The following is a 15,428-nucleotide window of genomic DNA, read 5'->3' as shown; positions in this document are numbered from 1 at the left end:
AATGAATGTGAGTGCCTATGAACAATTTGGAGGCGAAAGCGGCGTTCAACAACTCGTTGACGCGTTTTATGACCTCGTCTATGCCGACCCAATTCTACTTCCGCTGTTTCCGGAAGACAAAGAGCGGGTGAAGCAACACCAATTCGAATTTTTGACCCAATTGCTCGGTGGTCCGAAGTTGTATTCGGAACGTCGCGGTGGTGGAAATTTAGCGATGATTCATCATGAACATCCGATTTCTGAGACACATGCCGGACATTGGCTCGGATGCATGGAGCAAGCGCTCAAGACAGTCGATGCGCCAGAATCGATCAAACGTCAGCTCTTCCAGCGACTGATCATGTCCTCTTCGAATGTCGTCCGTGTTTGCTCGCATCATTTTGAGTAGTCACAACTATAAAAAGTGGGTATGATAGGAAAGTAAGTAAAGGAGGTCGTTTCACATGACAGAAGAAGAAAAAAAAGAAGTCGTCTCATCTGAAGAAGAGGAGACAGAAGAAAAAGAAGAAACGGTAGTCCTCGCCGACGCGCTTGATGAAGCTAACGAAGCTGCTGAAGCAGAAGAAGATGAGGACGATGATGAGGATCAACCGGAAGAGAAGAACATGGATCACATCAAAGGCGTCTTCAACTACGATCATGAAAATGGTCGTGAGTACCGTGTCGTCTTTTACAACGATCGCAAAAACTTAGTGTTCCGTGAACTTGGAAACGGCAAAGTCGAATTTGTCGGACGCTTCACGGACGATGCATACGACGAAGAAAACGAGGAAGAAATGCGTGAACTCGGGCAACGTGAACTCGAGCGTATCCTCGCTGAACGCTTCAAATAAAAAAATCGCCGAAAAATTCGGCGATTTTTTTTAATTCTTCTTATTTCGTTTCTTTTTACGGAGTGCATATGCGACACCAGCAATCCCACCGACAACGGCAAGTCCGGCCACAACCGGAACGAGAACGCGCTTCGTCGGGATCATCTCTTTCACACGCTCATACGGTGTTGGTGTCGAGAACTCTAACTGTACGGCTGTATCGCCATGTCCATGCGCCCGTGCCTTACGTGACGCATCCGTGACGACGACACGTCCCGTCGTCCAACGACGATTGCCGTATTCGTCTACATATGGACGACGTACACGTTTCACGTCGCGTACCATCTTCCCACGCGCACGGTCTGGTCGAACGACACGCTCACTCGACCAAGAACGGCTCCCCGTCACACTGTATGCGGGTCGTACTTTACGGCGATTAAGCCAAGTATATGAATCGTTCATCTTCAATTCCCTCCCATACTGTTCAAAACCTCTCTTCTAATTATACCCATACAACATCACCCAAAACATGTGACAAATGGTTCAAAAAAAGATGTGACACCATACGGCATCACATCTTCAAGCTGAATCATTCTGTAAACGGTTTGTCCTTGTGACGGCGTTTCGCCAAAATCAGGTAGTATGCCGGGACAAGCACGAGAGTCAACACAGTCGAGAATAGAATACCCGATACAATTCCAATCGCAAGCGGTTTGAAGAGCGGGTCTTCTCCAAGTGCAACCGGTAGGAGGGCAACGACTGCGGTAAGTGCTGTCAAGAGAATCGGACGAATCCGAGCACGTCCGGCTTCGTACACGGCGGTCGTGACCGGTAAGCCTTCACGAATGCGCTGTTCGATAAACTCGAACAGGACGACTGCGTTCCGGACGACGATTCCCGCAAGCGATACCATCCCCATCGATGCCATGAAACTGAACGGCGTCTGTGTCACGAACAACCCGACGACCGCTCCAGCGATTGCGAGATAAATTGTGAACAATACGAGAAGTGGTAATGACAATGAGTTGAACTGGAACGCGATGATCAAGTAAATCAAGAACAAGACGACGACGAACAATGTCGCAAGCTCTAAGAAGAACTCATTCTGCGTATCACTCGCTCCGGACTGGTCGAACGTGATTCCTTCATCCTCTAACCCAGACTTCGCGTCATCCAACACTTGCTCGACATCTTGCTTGAACGCATCTTCATCCATGCCTTCACTCGCATAAATTTGGAGTGTGACCGAACGTTCTCCGTTCTCGCGAGGAATTTGTTGAATTTGCTCAGTCGTCGTTTCTGTCACGAACGTGCTAAGTGGCGCAACAGGTGGACCGGCTTCCGTTTCGACCGGGATTAAAATGTCATCAAGCGCAAGTGCCTCACGGTTCGCTTCCGCATCGATGACAATCTTCACGTCACGCTGTTCCACACCGTCATCGAACGTGCCGATTGGAATCCCGTCTGTGACGAGTCGGATTTGATCACTGATGGCTTTCGCTGTGACACCCGCTTGGGCCATCTCCTCACGATTTAGTTCGTATGTGAGCGTTTGGAACGGCTCTTTGATGTTATCGAGGACGATGGCGCCATCGATTTCTTCCAAGTCGGCCTTCACTTGGTCACGTGCAGCGACGAGCTGATCAATCGTTTCGCTACGCATCGTGAATTCGACAGGAGCCGATGCCGGTGGTCCTTGTTGTTGCGTATCTAAGAAGATTTCTGCATCAGGATATGCCTCACGCAACTCATTCGTGTATTGATCAATCAACTCGATGGCATCGATTGATTCATTATCGACACGAACGACGACTTGCCCTGTGTTTTCACCGGACTGATCGAGTCCACCCGTGAATAGACCAGGAAGTCCACTACCTGCAAAGATTGATGTTTCAACGACCCCTTCTTCTTCTTGGAACCTTGCTTCGATTTCTTCAAGACGTGCTTCTGTCTCTTCTAAATCCGTCTGTACAGGTAGCGTCACACTTGTCACGACTTCCGGACGGTTCGCCGCCGGGAAGAACTCAAACGGCGTGAGAAGAATCAAGCCATATAACGCTGTCGTGATGACGAAACCGACAATCCCGAACGTCCAAGGACGTTTCGCGACACTCGGTAACAGACGGTCGGCATAGAAGTTACTGAGACGATTGAGTGGTCCGCCGAGCCAACCCGGTTCACGCTTCGATACTTTCACTTCTTTTCGGTTCAAGCGATACTGTGCGATCGGCACGAGCGTCAAACTGATGACCATCGAGGCCAAAACAGAGAGCGCAAGCACCGTCGGCAAGGCACGAATGAAGTTTCCGTTCGCGCCAGACAGTAACGTGAGCGGAAGGAAGGCAAAGACGACAGCGAGTGTCGACGTGACAATCGAGCCCCATACTTCTTTCGTTCCCCGCACTGCTCCGAGCATCGCGGAATCCCCACTACGGTACCGTCGCAAAATGTTGTCGTTGACGACGATTGCGTCATCGACCAAAATCCCCAAGGCGATGATTGCTCCGATAATCGAGATTTGGTTCAAGTCGACCCCGGTGAACTGTAACGGGATCAACGCGATCAAGAATGATAACGGGATTGCCAGACTGACGATGATTGACCCAGAGAACGTGAGACCAATCGTTGTCACGGCGATGACGGCGATGATGGCGATAATGAATTCACGCGTCAGCGACGAGAAGATTGCATCGACAGCCTTCGCCTGTTCATAATACGGAACAAGCTCAAAACCGTCCAAATCTCCAAGACCGTCTTCCACTACCTCGTTGACACGGTCTTGCATCGTCGGGATATCCAAACCTGACTCAATCGGTACAGTGATGGAAACGGCTGGTTTTCCGTCTAGTGAAACGAGGTCCGTCTCACTTTTCGCTGTCTCTTCAACCGTTCCGACATCTTCTAACAAGACAGGCTCTCCGTTAAATGAACCGACAATGACTTGCTCCATGTCGTTCACATTCGTCAAGTTGTCGATCGCCAGTTGATAGATGCCTTCATCGGTCGATTGGCGACCGAGCGGTGTCGTTTTGTACTCTTCGTTGATTGCTGTCAACACGTCAGGGAAGGCGAGCTGCCGTGCACTGAGTTCTTCGGAGTCGAGTGAGACGACATACTCTTGCTCCGGTAGACCTTTGATGGTGACTCCAGTCACACCATCTGTTCGCAGAAGGTTCGATTCTAATTCCTCGATGTCTGCACGAACATCTTCGAATGATTCACGATCATCCGCTGTCAACAAGTAAGAGGCGACCGGTAATTGACCGAGCGAATCATTGACTGTCGGTGCGAGTGCATTTTCTGGCAGCTTTGGTGTCGCGTCAGACAAAGCTTGGCGTACGTTCGCCTGAAACTCTGCCTGGTCAGTCCCATCTGCATACTCGACCGTAATGTTTGAGAACTCTGAAGCCGAAATCGACGTCACGTTCTCCACTCCTTCTAGACTACGTAGTTCTTCTTCTAACACGCCAGTCACACTACGTTCAACCGTTTCGGCAGTCGCACCAGGATATGGTGTTTGAACGAGTACGATGTTGATTCCCGTTTCAGGAATCTCACGTTTAGGGAGCTGGAAGAACGTCAGCACACCTACGACGATTGCGACGAGAAGGAACACGATGACCAGTTTCCCTCGCTCAATCATTTTTTCAAAAAACATAAAAACCCCTCACTTTCGGAAGATGTGCAAATACACATATGATATCTCTTCTTCATCATAGAGGGGTTTCGTATTGAATTCAATCCTTAAGCGTGTTGCAATGTGCTGTCATGGAAACGTTTTTGAAATGCGTATGATAATTCGATTGATCGTTGTTTTTGCCTTGCCACCGTATGGTCGGATACGTGAACCTTGACCGATTCACCTGTCAAAAACTGAATGAGTGTCTGATTTCCGTCTTTTTTGATGGCTGTCACGTGCTGAAAATTGATCCACGCACAGTCTGGGCTCTCCTTTGCAATCGTCGGAAAGAAGACCGCGTCAGCGTGCCAATCCATCACGACAGGCGTCTTCCGATGTGGACCGAGGACGTGACGCGCCGCTTCGATTCTGCCTTGGATGCTCGATCCATAGTACAAACATGCATGTTCTAACAGGTCGATGGGTGACCCTTTCACTCGCATCACACCTTCCGGTTGATACACGAGTGTCTCCGCTTCGCCAAACTCGTTAAATACAGGAATTAAAGCTCTCGTTTCATTGGTCAATCTACTCATCTTTTCATCCCCCATAACGTATGTAATGACTTACATGTCATTCATACCAGGATTCTGCACGCCCCGCAAATCGACTTTTTGACATTTCCCATAAAAAAACCAGCCGTTTCTTGGCTGGTTTTCAAAATCAAGCGTTAGATTTTAAAGCATGGTTCGGTTTGAGTCGCGGAAAATAAAATCTCACCGCAGTTCCGTCTCCTGTATTTCGAAGGGAGACTTCCCCTGTGTGAAGTGTCACAATCCGTTGGACGATAAATAATCCGAGTCCGAACTTCCCTTGTTTGCCACGAGAGAACTGATGGAATAAATCGAGGCTCTCGTCAACGGGTGGTCCATCATTAAAGATAATGATTTCCACGCCGGATTCGTCTCGGTTCAAGTCAATGCGGATACATGTCTCCGCATAACGAAGCGCATTGTCGAGAACGTTCTCGAATGCGACCCGAATTTGTTCCCCGTCCCCGAGCATCTCTCCGCCTTCTCCATTGATTTCCCAATCGAGCTGTCCTCTCAGTTTAAAGCGCGCGACAAGGAGTTCCATCAATTTATCCAAATTGATCGGTTCAAGTTTCATCTCTTGTCCTTTGAAATATTCGAGCTTCGTCACATACAGCAAGTCGACAACTTTCTTTTCGAGTCGAGATGCCTCTTCGTCAATAACTTCAGAAGACCCCTTCAAGTCTCCCGTCGGATAGATCCCGTCGCCGATCGACTGAGCGTATCCACGGATGACCATAATTGGCGTTTTTAAATCATGTGAGATGTTTTGGAGTAACGCTTGTTGGGCGAGATCCTGTTCCTTCAATTCTTTGCGCATGGCATCGATTGAATGGGCCAGTTGTCCGAGCTCATCCTGACGATCCAATGGAAGTGCTGTCTCCCATTGGCGATTCGAAATTTTCTCGACCGCACGTTCCATCTCGACGATCGGTTTCGTCAACTGGCGAGACATGAGCAGTGCCGGGATGAGTGACAAGAGGCTGATGACACCAATCAGAATTGAAATGCGCCAATACAACGTCGAGACTAATTCACGACGGTACGCATCCCAAGCGTAGGATGCTTGATAGACGATTGTACCATCATATTCGTTTTGACGAATGATGTAGTAGACGTCTTCCCCGTCAATCGTCGTCTGATATCGCTCGACTTGACCACTTTGGTTCAACGCCTCCTGATACATCCGGTTCGTCAATTCGAGTGGTGCCGATCCGTAGATAATTCGTCCGTTCGGAAGAAAAATCAGTTGGTTGACCGAACGTGACTCTTGCTGACGTCGGTCATACTCGATTGGATTTTGCGGATAATTCTCCAACTCGTTCGTATTGCCCAAATAATAGTCTACATCTCGTAACGTCTCATATACTTGTTCATCGATGAACTGGGTGATGGAAGAGCGGACCGTAATCAAAATCATGAGCGCGAGGGTCACGATGATGAGCAAGATGAGCACCCATATCTTCCACATGAGACGCTTCGGCTTGATGGCGTTCATCATGGTCTGACGAGACGGTAGCCGATACCGTAAAGCGTTTCGAGCTCGAGTCGGTGCAATTTCTTACGAACGCGACGCACCAAGTCATCGACGACTCGGTCCGAACCGAAATAATCGTTCCCCCAAACCCCTTCAAGAATCTGTTCACGTGATAAAGCCGAACCAGGATGTTCGAGGAAGAGAAGAAGTAAATCAAACTCTTTCGATGTCAAATCAATCTCTTCATCCCCATGTTTGATGAGTCGTTTGTCCGGATAGATCGTATACTCCCCGTACTCGATATGTTCATTCGACTTCGACCCATAGACACGGTCAATCAACTTCTTAACGCGAATGACAAGTTCTCTCGGGAGGAAAGGTTTCGCAATGTAGTCATCTGATCCCATCTCAAGACCTATGATCTTGTCGATGTCCTCGTCTCGGGCTGAAATGAAGATGGTCGGTGTATTGGCATTGACTGCCTTGATTTGTTTCAGCAATTGAAAACCATCTAAGTCCGGCAGCATGATGTCGAGCACCCATAAGTCTGGCTGATCCGGGATGGCTTCTTGCGCGGATGTCCCGTCCGCGAATGAGCGAACGTTGTACCCTTCCTGTTCTAGATACGTGACGAGCATTTTATTCAAGTTTGCTTCATCGTCGACTAAGTAGATTGTATACATTCAAGTCACCTCAACACGTTTTTTCTCATCATATCAAACAATTGTCGTGAAATGATGGGAAAGGTTTAGAGTCAAAAAAAAGAAGGTAACGAAATCGCACCTTCTTCAACGTACTGAATTTGTTCGTAGCTGTTGAGTCAAAAACGCTGTGCCCCCACTAATCAACGCCAACACTCCACTGATCATGATGATTTCCATGATGTCCGCCTCCTGTTGATACCGATTCTCATTATCACCTTAAATATAGCATAGATCCTGTGCATTGAATACAACAAAAAAAGTCCCGATTTTACTCGGGACCCCTCATCGTTATGCCTTTACGTCGTATCCTTGTTCTTCGACTGCTTCGACCATTGCCTCGCGTGAGACAGAATCTTCGTGAATCACGTCGACCCGATGCTCTTGGAGCGATACGGTTGCTGATTCGACACCTTTCAATTCATTCAATGCTCCCTCAACGGCAGCTTTGCAGTGATTACATGTCATACCTTCTACTGTCAATGTTGTTTCTTTCATGTTGATGATCCTCCTTGTGTTTTCAATCGTAATGCGTTCAAGACGACAGACACCGAACTGAACGCCATCGCCGCACCGGCAATCCATGGGGCAAGTAACCCCGCTGCAGCGACCGGTATGCCAAGACTGTTATAAGCGAGCGCCCAGAACAAGTTTTGACGAATATTTTTCATCGTCAAACGGCTCATATTCATCGCTCGACTCACGCCTTCAATGTCTTGCCCTACAATTGTAACATCTGCCGCCTCGAGCGCGACATCAGTACCACTACCGAATGCAATCCCGACGTCCGCGACCGCAAGGGCGGGGGCGTCGTTCATCCCATCCCCTACCATAGCGACACGACCTGATTGCTTCAAGCGTTCAATCTGGTCTGCCTTTTCGACCGGAAGGACTTCGGCAATGACTTGATGATGGGGAAGGCCAAGTTCGTCGGCAATCGCATAGGCGACTTCTTTTCGGTCACCCGTCAACACGTACACGTCACGTGTTTGGCTAAGTGCTTGCACGACGTCACGGCTTTTCGATTTCAATTGATCCTGCAACCCGAACGCCGCGACAATCCCGCTCTCATCTGCGACATAGACCGGGGTCATCGCCCGCATCGACCAATCTGGCAAGTTATATCCGAGCTCTTCCATCATTCGAACAGACCCGATGACAAGTTCTTTCCCATCAACGACCGCTTTGACTCCTCGTCCGGCCAACTCTTCCACTTTCGTCACGATACCATCACCTTGTTCTCGACCGATGGCAGCTGCCAAAGGATGCGTCGATTGGCGTTCTGCCATAACGGCACGGCGGAGCGCCGCTTCATCTCCGAACGTTTCTACCACTTCCGGTGTTCCGTTCGTCAATGTTCCTGTTTTGTCAAAAACGACGATGTTTGCTTCATTGAGTGATTCAAGTTGCCCGCCACCTTTGAACAATACACCTTGCTCTGCCGCTCGTCCCGTTCCGACCATGATCGATGTCGGTGTTGCCAATCCGAGGGCACACGGACAAGCGATGACAAGTACTGCGATCGATGCGCGAATGGCCGTATCGATATCATTTAAAAGAAATGCCCAGACGGCAAATGTGACGGCACTTATGGCTACGACGATTGGCACGAACACGCCAGATATACGGTCGGCCTGCCGTTGAATCGGCGCCTTATCCGTTTGTGCCTGCTCGACGACACGGACGATTTGAGCGAGCATCGTCTCTTTCCCGACTCGTTCTGCCCGCATGAGGATCCGGTGGGACTGGTTGATCGTACCGCCGACGACTTCAGCCTCGACCGTTTTCTCGGCAGGAATCGATTCACCGGTCAACATCGATTCATCGATGACCGTCTCTCCTTCGATGATGCGTCCGTCTACCGGAATCTTTTCTCCTGGACGCACAACGAGAACGTCACCTACTTTGACGAGCTCAACGGCGACAGACCGTTCTTCTCCATCAACAAAGAGGATTGCCTCTTTCGCCTGAAGCGATAAGAGTGATTTTAACGCATCGGTCGTCTTCTCTTTCGCTCGTCCTTCTAACCATTTCCCTAGCAAGACGAGCGTGATGAGGACGGCACTCGTTTCGAAGTAAAGATGCGGATTCATCGGGTGTACAATCATTTCAAAAACAGAGTAAAAGTATGCGGCCGACGTTCCCGTCGCGACGAGCACATCCATGTTCGCCGAACCGCTCTTTAAGCTCTTATAGGCCCCTTGATAAAACTGTGCGCCAATCCAAAACTGAACGGGCGTCGCCAGAGCGAGTTGCCACCATGGGTTCATCAGCCATGGTGCATGAAATCCGAGTCCTGGTATATGCGTCAACATGACGAGGAGTAAAGGTGCCGACAACAAGGCAGAGATGATGACTTTCCGCTGTAATGGACGTAAGTCATGCGGTGGCGCCATCTCCACTTTTGGTTCAGCTCCGTATCCGATTTTTTCGATTCGGGCGATCAGTTCTTCTTCTGTAATGCCTTCATCGACACGAATGGTTGCCGTCTCGAGCGGCAGGTTAACCGTCGCTTCGACACCGTCCATCTTGTTCAACACTTTTTCAATTCGTGCCGAACAAGCCGCACAGGTCATTCCTTGTATGGATAACTCAACGGTTTTCATGAAATCCCTCCTTATTTTTTGATGCGGCTGACAATCGTCATCAATTCATCAATGTAAGGTTCCATGTTTTCCGTCTCACTTGCGTGAACCAAACACTTGCGCATATGACGTTCTAACAGTTGCATCTCGACTTGCTTCAGCGCGGCCTGAATGGCTGACGTCTGTGTCAAAATATCGACACAATAGCGGTCGTTCTCGACCATCTTTTGAATCCCCCGGACTTGTCCCTCGATTCGTTTGAGACGCTTTCCGAGTGCCTCCCGCTCAGCATCATCACGCGGAACGAGTGGTTGGTCATGCAAAAATTCATCCATGTTGATCACCTCACCACCAATATACCCCTACCCCGTAATAGTGTCAAATGAAAAGATAAAAAAGGGAACGACATGAAGTCGCTCCTTTCTACTCAACTATTTTGGAATGCCTCGCTCTTCAAGACGGTTCGTAAAATCTTACCTGTCGTATTTCGCGGAAGTTCTTCGATGATTTCAATATAAGTCGGTTGCTTATATTTCGCCAGCTTCGTTTGTGTGTACGCACGAATATCCTCTTTTGTCACGTCTTCATGTTTCGTGACGACGAACGCTTTCACCGCTTCCCCTTGCTCCGCATCCGGCACACCAATCACCGCTGCTTCCACGATATCAGGATGTTGATATAGAACTTCTTCTACCTCACGAGGGTATACGTTATAACCTCCGACGATGACCATATCTTTTTTCCGGTCGACGATATAGAAATAGCCGTCCTCGTCACGTCGAGCCAAATCTCCTGTATAGAGCCATCCGTCGCGAAGCGTCATCATCGTCTCTTCCGGTAACTTGTAATACCCTTTCATCACGTTCGGTCCACGTACAATCAACTCTCCAACTTCACCGACGCTAACTTCTTCCCCAAGCTCGTCGACGACTTTGTTTTCGACATGAACAATTGAAGGTCCGATGGATCCCGCTTTTCGGTCGCCGTGAAGCGGGTTGAAGCAAGTGACCGGTGACGCCTCAGACAGACCATACCCTTCGAGAATCTTACATTCGAACATCTGCTCAAACGACTCGAGCAGTTGGACCGGTAAGCTCGCCCCTCCCGAGACGAACACACGGACATGTTTCAACGCAGACGTATAGGCCGGTACTTTCATCGCCGTCTGCAGCAAGAAGTTGTACATCGTCGGTACTCCTGCAAAGAACGTCACACGATGCTTTGGCACCAAGTCGAATACATCTTGTGGTGAGAACTTCGGTAAGATGACGATTGTCGCCCCACGAAGGAGTGGCGCGTTGACGATGACCGTCAAACAGAATACGTGGAACATCGGTAATGCCGCCAACGCCTTGTCTTCCGGTGTGATGTCCAAATACTCTCCAATCGAATGCGCATTCGAGAACAAGTTGCGGTGGGTCAATAGAGCACCTTTCGGTTTTCCAGTCGTCCCACTCGTATAGAGAATGACGGCGACCTCTTCCTCGTCCACTTCAATGAACGTCCCTTCCGCTTCTGCGAACGCTTCCGCGAATGGGATAAACTCAATTTCACCTTCACGCTTCAATGCCGGTACATCCGCATACGGGACAGAGATGACAAGTTTCAACTGAGGCAACTTCGAGAGTGCCGCCTCTGCCTGCGCGACGAGCGGTGACAATCCGACAATCCCTTTGACGTCCCCATCAAGCAGAATGTAGGCCATTTCATCAGGCGTGTATGTAGGGTTGATCGGAATGACGACCCCTCCACGTGACAACACGGCGAAGTACGCGATCAAGAACGCTGGGCTGTTGCCGAGAACAAGGGCGACGTGATCGCCTTGTCCAATCCCTTTTTGTTCAAGCGTCGATGCCATCGCCTTGACTTGCCCATAAAACTGTCCGTAACTCACCGTGTCTTCCCCAAACACATACGCGGCTTTTTGCGGGTGAGCGGCCACCACTTCTTGTAGTGACTTGACTAAGTTTGCCATGGTAATCCCCCTTTAAATGAATGATGATTCACTTTTGAGCCATAAAAAAGAGCACGTTGTCCGCGCTCTTTTCAATTACTTCTATTGTACATGAAATGTTTCAATAAGAAAACGCTTCCAAAAAGTTCGTTTGTAAGTGATATAATCCCGTTCGGCTTTGCACGTGAACGAGCGCTTGGAGTGCCTCATCATCCATGAGTAAATCATCGATCAATTTATGATACGCCTGCTTTTTCGGTTCCGTCGTAGCTGTAATCAATAAGATGGCTTTCGCGTAAATCGTTTCACCGGTGATCGTCTTCACCTCGCATGGATTCAACAGGTGAAGGAGGGAGATGCCATCTCGTTTTGAAATAGAGATTGGGATATCAATAACAGCCACCGGCTCGGCCACGTCACTCACTCCGGACGGAATAATCGCTTCTTGATCCAGGATCACTCGTGTAAATGAAGAATCGACAATCTCTTTACGTTCCAACTCTAGTCCTACCGCCATGACAGCCCGTTCAAACGTCGCTTGTTCCGTCACCCACATCCGACTTGGATCCATCCATTCATTGAGCTTTCGATACATCGTTACTCCTCCTATTTTGATCAGCCTCTACGAAAGCGTTTGCATAAATTATGATACGCCTTATTTTTTCTAGGTGCAATCCGTAGCATCAACGTTCACGAAACTGCCAAACATCTACAATCCGGTGCTATACTTTGGAGTGAAGTATTTTAGTCAGATGTATAGATTTTTGTGTTGAGGGGGGAGAACATTGCTCGAAAAACTTATCCATATTTTTGATTTGGACATTCAACATTCCGCTCCTGTTGAAAATTCATTTAGTTCAACTGTTTATCGGTGTGTGCAAGCTAATGGTGAGACTGTCTATATCAAAATCCCATTCTCGAAAGTGAAATTATTTCGTGAACTTGAAGCTTACCGACTTTTAAAAGCTCACATTCCAATTCCGACATTGCTAGACTTTTGGACCGGTGATGAACATTCAAGCGGTGCCCTGCTCTTGAAAGAATCAACCGGTGTACAACTTTCCGTAGATTCATCGACCACAATCGCTTTTCAGGTGGGAGAAGTGCACGCTAAGATGCATTCCATTCCACCACCAACTAATCAAAAAATCACATATATCGAAAATGTTTTTCAAGAGTGGCCGCAATTTCTAAATCGTCAATTTTATAGTTTTGCGACAGATGCAAAGCCTTTGTTGGAGGAATCATTATATAACAAAGCCATTCATACTTTTGAAAAAATGAAACTGCAGCTCCCGGAACCTGATGGACCTAGTTTTATACATATGGATTTTAGACCAGGTAATATCCTCGTCACATCATCTGAAGTCTCAAGTTTGATTGACTTTGAAACCGTTCGTTTTGGTTCAACAGAAGTCGATTTCACTAAGATTTATCGGGACTATCTGAGTCATGACTTACAGTTATACGAAGCCTATCAAGAAGGTTACACAAGTATTCGACCATTGATCGATCTCGATCGCGTTCTTCCGTTTTATCGATTTACTGATGCTTTTAACAGTATTGGGTGGTGTAACCGTAGAGGACTTGAAAAAAATATAGATTTTTATGAGAGAAACCTAGACATCCTTAAAGCAGAAATAAGTTAACCTTTCTTGAATCACATCAAAAAGGTGTTTCGGAAATTCATCCCGAAACACCTTTTTACTTTTAACTAATCAAATCAACCAATTCCTCGAGCTCAACATTTCCGAAGTAGTGCTTCAGATCGAGTTGCATCAATTGCTCGCGGATGGCCGCACGTTCGAAACGAGTCCCGACGAGCGCCTGCTCGACATCTTGGATGTCACCGACACCGAAGAAATCACCGTAAATCTTCGCCTCAGTGATTGTTCCTTTGTTGACGTTCAAGCGGACATCGATCGTCCCGATTGGGAAGCGACGTTTTGACTCGACATCAAACTTCGGCGATTTCCCGAAGTTCCAGTCCCAGTTCGCATAACGCTCTTTCGAAATATCGTGGACAATTTCCCAATCCTCGTCACGAAGCACGTAACGCTCTGGCTGCTCTCCATCGTAAATCGAATGGAGCAACGCTTCGACGAAATGTTCCATCTCCATCTCACGCTCTAAAAATTCAGTGATGTTCGCCACACGGCTACGGACCGACTTGATTCCTTTTGAACGCATTTTCTCTTCCGAGACGTTGAGCGAGTTGACGACTTCTTCAATATTCGAGTTGAACATGAGCGTCCCGTGGCTGAACATGCGTCCGCGCGTCGTGAATTGGGCGTTCCCGCTGATTTTACGTTCACCGACCTGAATATCGTTACGGCCTGTTAGCTCCGCCTCGACACCGAGGTTACGTAACGCATCCACAATCGGTTGCGTGAACTTCTTATAGTTATTGAACGAGTTGCCATCGTCTTTTGTGATGAAGCTGAAGTTCAAGTTTCCTTCATCGTGATAGACGGCACCGCCACCAGAGAGGCGACGTACGACATCGATGCCATTCTCTTCGATGTACTTCAAGTTGACCTCTTCAGATGTGTTTTGGTTTTTCCCGATGATAATCGATGGACCGTTGATATAAAACAAGAAGTAGTCTTCATGGTCTACGTTTAAATGTTTTAAGATATACTCTTCGACCGCCAAGTTAAGCTTCGGGTCGCGGATATCTGGATTAAAAATAAATTTCACAGTCTATTTCCTCCTAGTCGGATGTTCGTTACTCGTATTATACGAGACGAGACGATGACTCGACAAATCTTTTACTTCCACTCGCCTGTCATCACTCGTTTCAAGGCGTTCGCCACCCCATACTCGTCGTGACGCTCTGTGACGTGGTCGCTGATAGCAATCAAGTCCTCATGGCTGTTCCCCATCGCAATCCCTTTTCCGGCCACTTTGAACATCGGTACATCATTTAAGTTATCGCCGATCACGACGACTTCTGATAAGTCGATGCCATAATGTTCAGCGAGCTTCGTCACACCGTTCCCTTTATCTGCGCCGTGTGCCATCACTTCAATGTTGTCATTACCTGAAGATGTGACGTAGACACCTTCGACTTGTGCTTCGATTTCTTTCCAAAGCGCCGTCATTTTCTCGAGATGGCTTGAGAACGCGATGAACTTATAGACACGCCCCGCTTCCTCACGAATGAAGCTCTCGATATCGTCGACAATCTTGACGTCTTCATTGACGTAATAGCGATTCTTAAAGAATTCATACATCTCGAGCGAGCGGTCGTCACCATTCGCTTTCAAGTTTTTCATCGATGCTTCAATCAAGTCACCACGGCTCGCCACAAGTCCAGCTTCCGTGTACATCTCGTAAAAGACGTCCGCATACTTATGATCTTGATGAAGGACTTTAATGACCTGAAGTGCCTCTTCAATCGTCAAGTCGATCTCATGAAGGACTTCTCCTGATGTGTCGAGCACACGTCCCCCATTCGACGATACGATTGGGCAAGAAAGACCGACCTCATCTAGGATTTGTTTCGCATTCACATAGTTGCGCCCCGTCGCAATTGCGAATCGAATGCCTGCTGCCTCTGCTTCACGAACGATTTCTGCCGTCTCGTTCGCAATTTTGGTGTGGTTGTGCAAAATCGTACCGTCCATGTCTGATACAAAAAGTTTATACGTTGCCATCTTCCATCACTCCTTTTTCTCTTTCGCT

General features: G+C 48.1%; 15 protein-coding genes. 3 read left to right on the top strand and 12 right to left on the bottom strand.

Annotation, left to right across the window (positions count from 1 at the left end):
- Positions 1-7 precede the first annotated feature (7 nt).
- Together KNO99_RS09085 and KNO99_RS09080 are read left to right on the top strand one after the other, a co-directional pair.
- The gene (locus KNO99_RS09085) at positions 8-388 is read left to right on the top strand and encodes a truncated hemoglobin (protein ID WP_214696163.1); all 381 of its coding nucleotides are present in this window, start codon (positions 8-10) and stop codon (positions 386-388) included.
- 55 nt (positions 389-443) lie between these two features.
- Positions 444-833, top strand: a complete 390-nt coding sequence (locus KNO99_RS09080; RefSeq protein ID WP_214747639.1) for a hypothetical protein — start codon at positions 444-446, stop codon at positions 831-833.
- 30 nt (positions 834-863) lie between these two features.
- Here the strand turns inward: KNO99_RS09080 and KNO99_RS09075 are convergent, their stop codons facing one another.
- From KNO99_RS09075 to KNO99_RS09030, 10 genes are all read right to left on the bottom strand, one after another.
- Complete coding sequence (locus tag KNO99_RS09075; RefSeq protein WP_015880958.1) at positions 864-1,274, bottom strand: hypothetical protein; 411 nt, start codon at positions 1,272-1,274, stop codon at positions 864-866.
- Between the two features lie 127 nt (positions 1,275-1,401).
- Positions 1,402-4,470: an efflux RND transporter permease subunit gene (locus KNO99_RS09070; RefSeq protein WP_214747638.1), complete on the bottom strand. Its 3,069-nt coding sequence runs from the start codon at positions 4,468-4,470 to the stop codon at positions 1,402-1,404.
- Positions 4,471-4,556: 86 nt separating this feature from the next.
- On the bottom strand, positions 4,557-5,027 hold the full coding sequence (locus KNO99_RS09065; protein ID WP_214747635.1) for a competence protein ComK: 471 nt from the start codon (positions 5,025-5,027) through the stop codon (positions 4,557-4,559).
- A gap of 127 nt (positions 5,028-5,154) precedes the next feature.
- The gene (locus KNO99_RS09060) at positions 5,155-6,495 is read right to left on the bottom strand and encodes a sensor histidine kinase (RefSeq protein WP_251131010.1); all 1,341 of its coding nucleotides are present in this window, start codon (positions 6,493-6,495) and stop codon (positions 5,155-5,157) included.
- A gap of 26 nt (positions 6,496-6,521) precedes the next feature.
- Positions 6,522-7,184 (bottom strand): response regulator transcription factor, encoded by a 663-nt coding sequence (locus tag KNO99_RS09055; protein WP_015880954.1) that lies wholly within the window; start codon positions 7,182-7,184, stop codon positions 6,522-6,524.
- A gap of 309 nt (positions 7,185-7,493) precedes the next feature.
- On the bottom strand, positions 7,494-7,700 hold the full coding sequence (gene copZ, locus KNO99_RS09050) for a copper chaperone CopZ (protein WP_214747629.1): 207 nt from the start codon (positions 7,698-7,700) through the stop codon (positions 7,494-7,496).
- Positions 7,697-9,808, bottom strand: a complete 2,112-nt coding sequence (locus tag KNO99_RS09045) for a heavy metal translocating P-type ATPase (protein WP_214747627.1) — start codon at positions 9,806-9,808, stop codon at positions 7,697-7,699. Before KNO99_RS09045 ends, copZ begins: the two co-directional genes overlap by 4 nt.
- Positions 9,809-9,819: 11 nt before the next feature.
- On the bottom strand, positions 9,820-10,122 hold the full coding sequence (locus tag KNO99_RS09040; RefSeq protein ID WP_214739359.1) for a metal-sensitive transcriptional regulator: 303 nt from the start codon (positions 10,120-10,122) through the stop codon (positions 9,820-9,822).
- Positions 10,123-10,214: 92 nt separating this feature from the next.
- The gene (locus KNO99_RS09035) at positions 10,215-11,762 is read right to left on the bottom strand and encodes a fatty acid--CoA ligase family protein (RefSeq protein ID WP_214747624.1); all 1,548 of its coding nucleotides are present in this window, start codon (positions 11,760-11,762) and stop codon (positions 10,215-10,217) included.
- Positions 11,763-11,862: 100 nt separating this feature from the next.
- Positions 11,863-12,336, bottom strand: coding sequence for a PTS sugar transporter subunit IIA (locus KNO99_RS09030; protein ID WP_214747621.1), 474 nt, complete (start codon positions 12,334-12,336; stop codon positions 11,863-11,865).
- Between the two features lie 190 nt (positions 12,337-12,526).
- On the opposite strand from KNO99_RS09030, the gene KNO99_RS09025 reads away from it, so the two are divergent.
- On the top strand, positions 12,527-13,390 hold the full coding sequence (locus KNO99_RS09025) for an aminoglycoside phosphotransferase family protein (protein WP_214747618.1): 864 nt from the start codon (positions 12,527-12,529) through the stop codon (positions 13,388-13,390).
- Between the two features lie 61 nt (positions 13,391-13,451).
- Here the strand turns inward: KNO99_RS09025 and lplA are convergent, their stop codons facing one another.
- Positions 13,452-14,441 (bottom strand): lipoate--protein ligase, encoded by a 990-nt coding sequence (gene lplA, locus KNO99_RS09020; RefSeq protein WP_074037667.1) that lies wholly within the window; start codon positions 14,439-14,441, stop codon positions 13,452-13,454.
- A gap of 71 nt (positions 14,442-14,512) precedes the next feature.
- A complete protein-coding gene (locus KNO99_RS09015; RefSeq protein WP_214747615.1) occupies positions 14,513-15,400 on the bottom strand; it encodes a Cof-type HAD-IIB family hydrolase in 888 nt (295 codons plus the stop codon).
- Positions 15,401-15,428 lie beyond the last annotated feature (28 nt).

The sequence above is a fragment of the Exiguobacterium sp. s189 genome (assembly GCF_018617615.1).
Classification (GTDB): Bacteria; Bacillota; Bacilli; order Exiguobacteriales; family Exiguobacteriaceae; genus Exiguobacterium; species Exiguobacterium aestuarii_A.
This window is presented reverse-complemented; position numbering and strand designations above follow the sequence as displayed.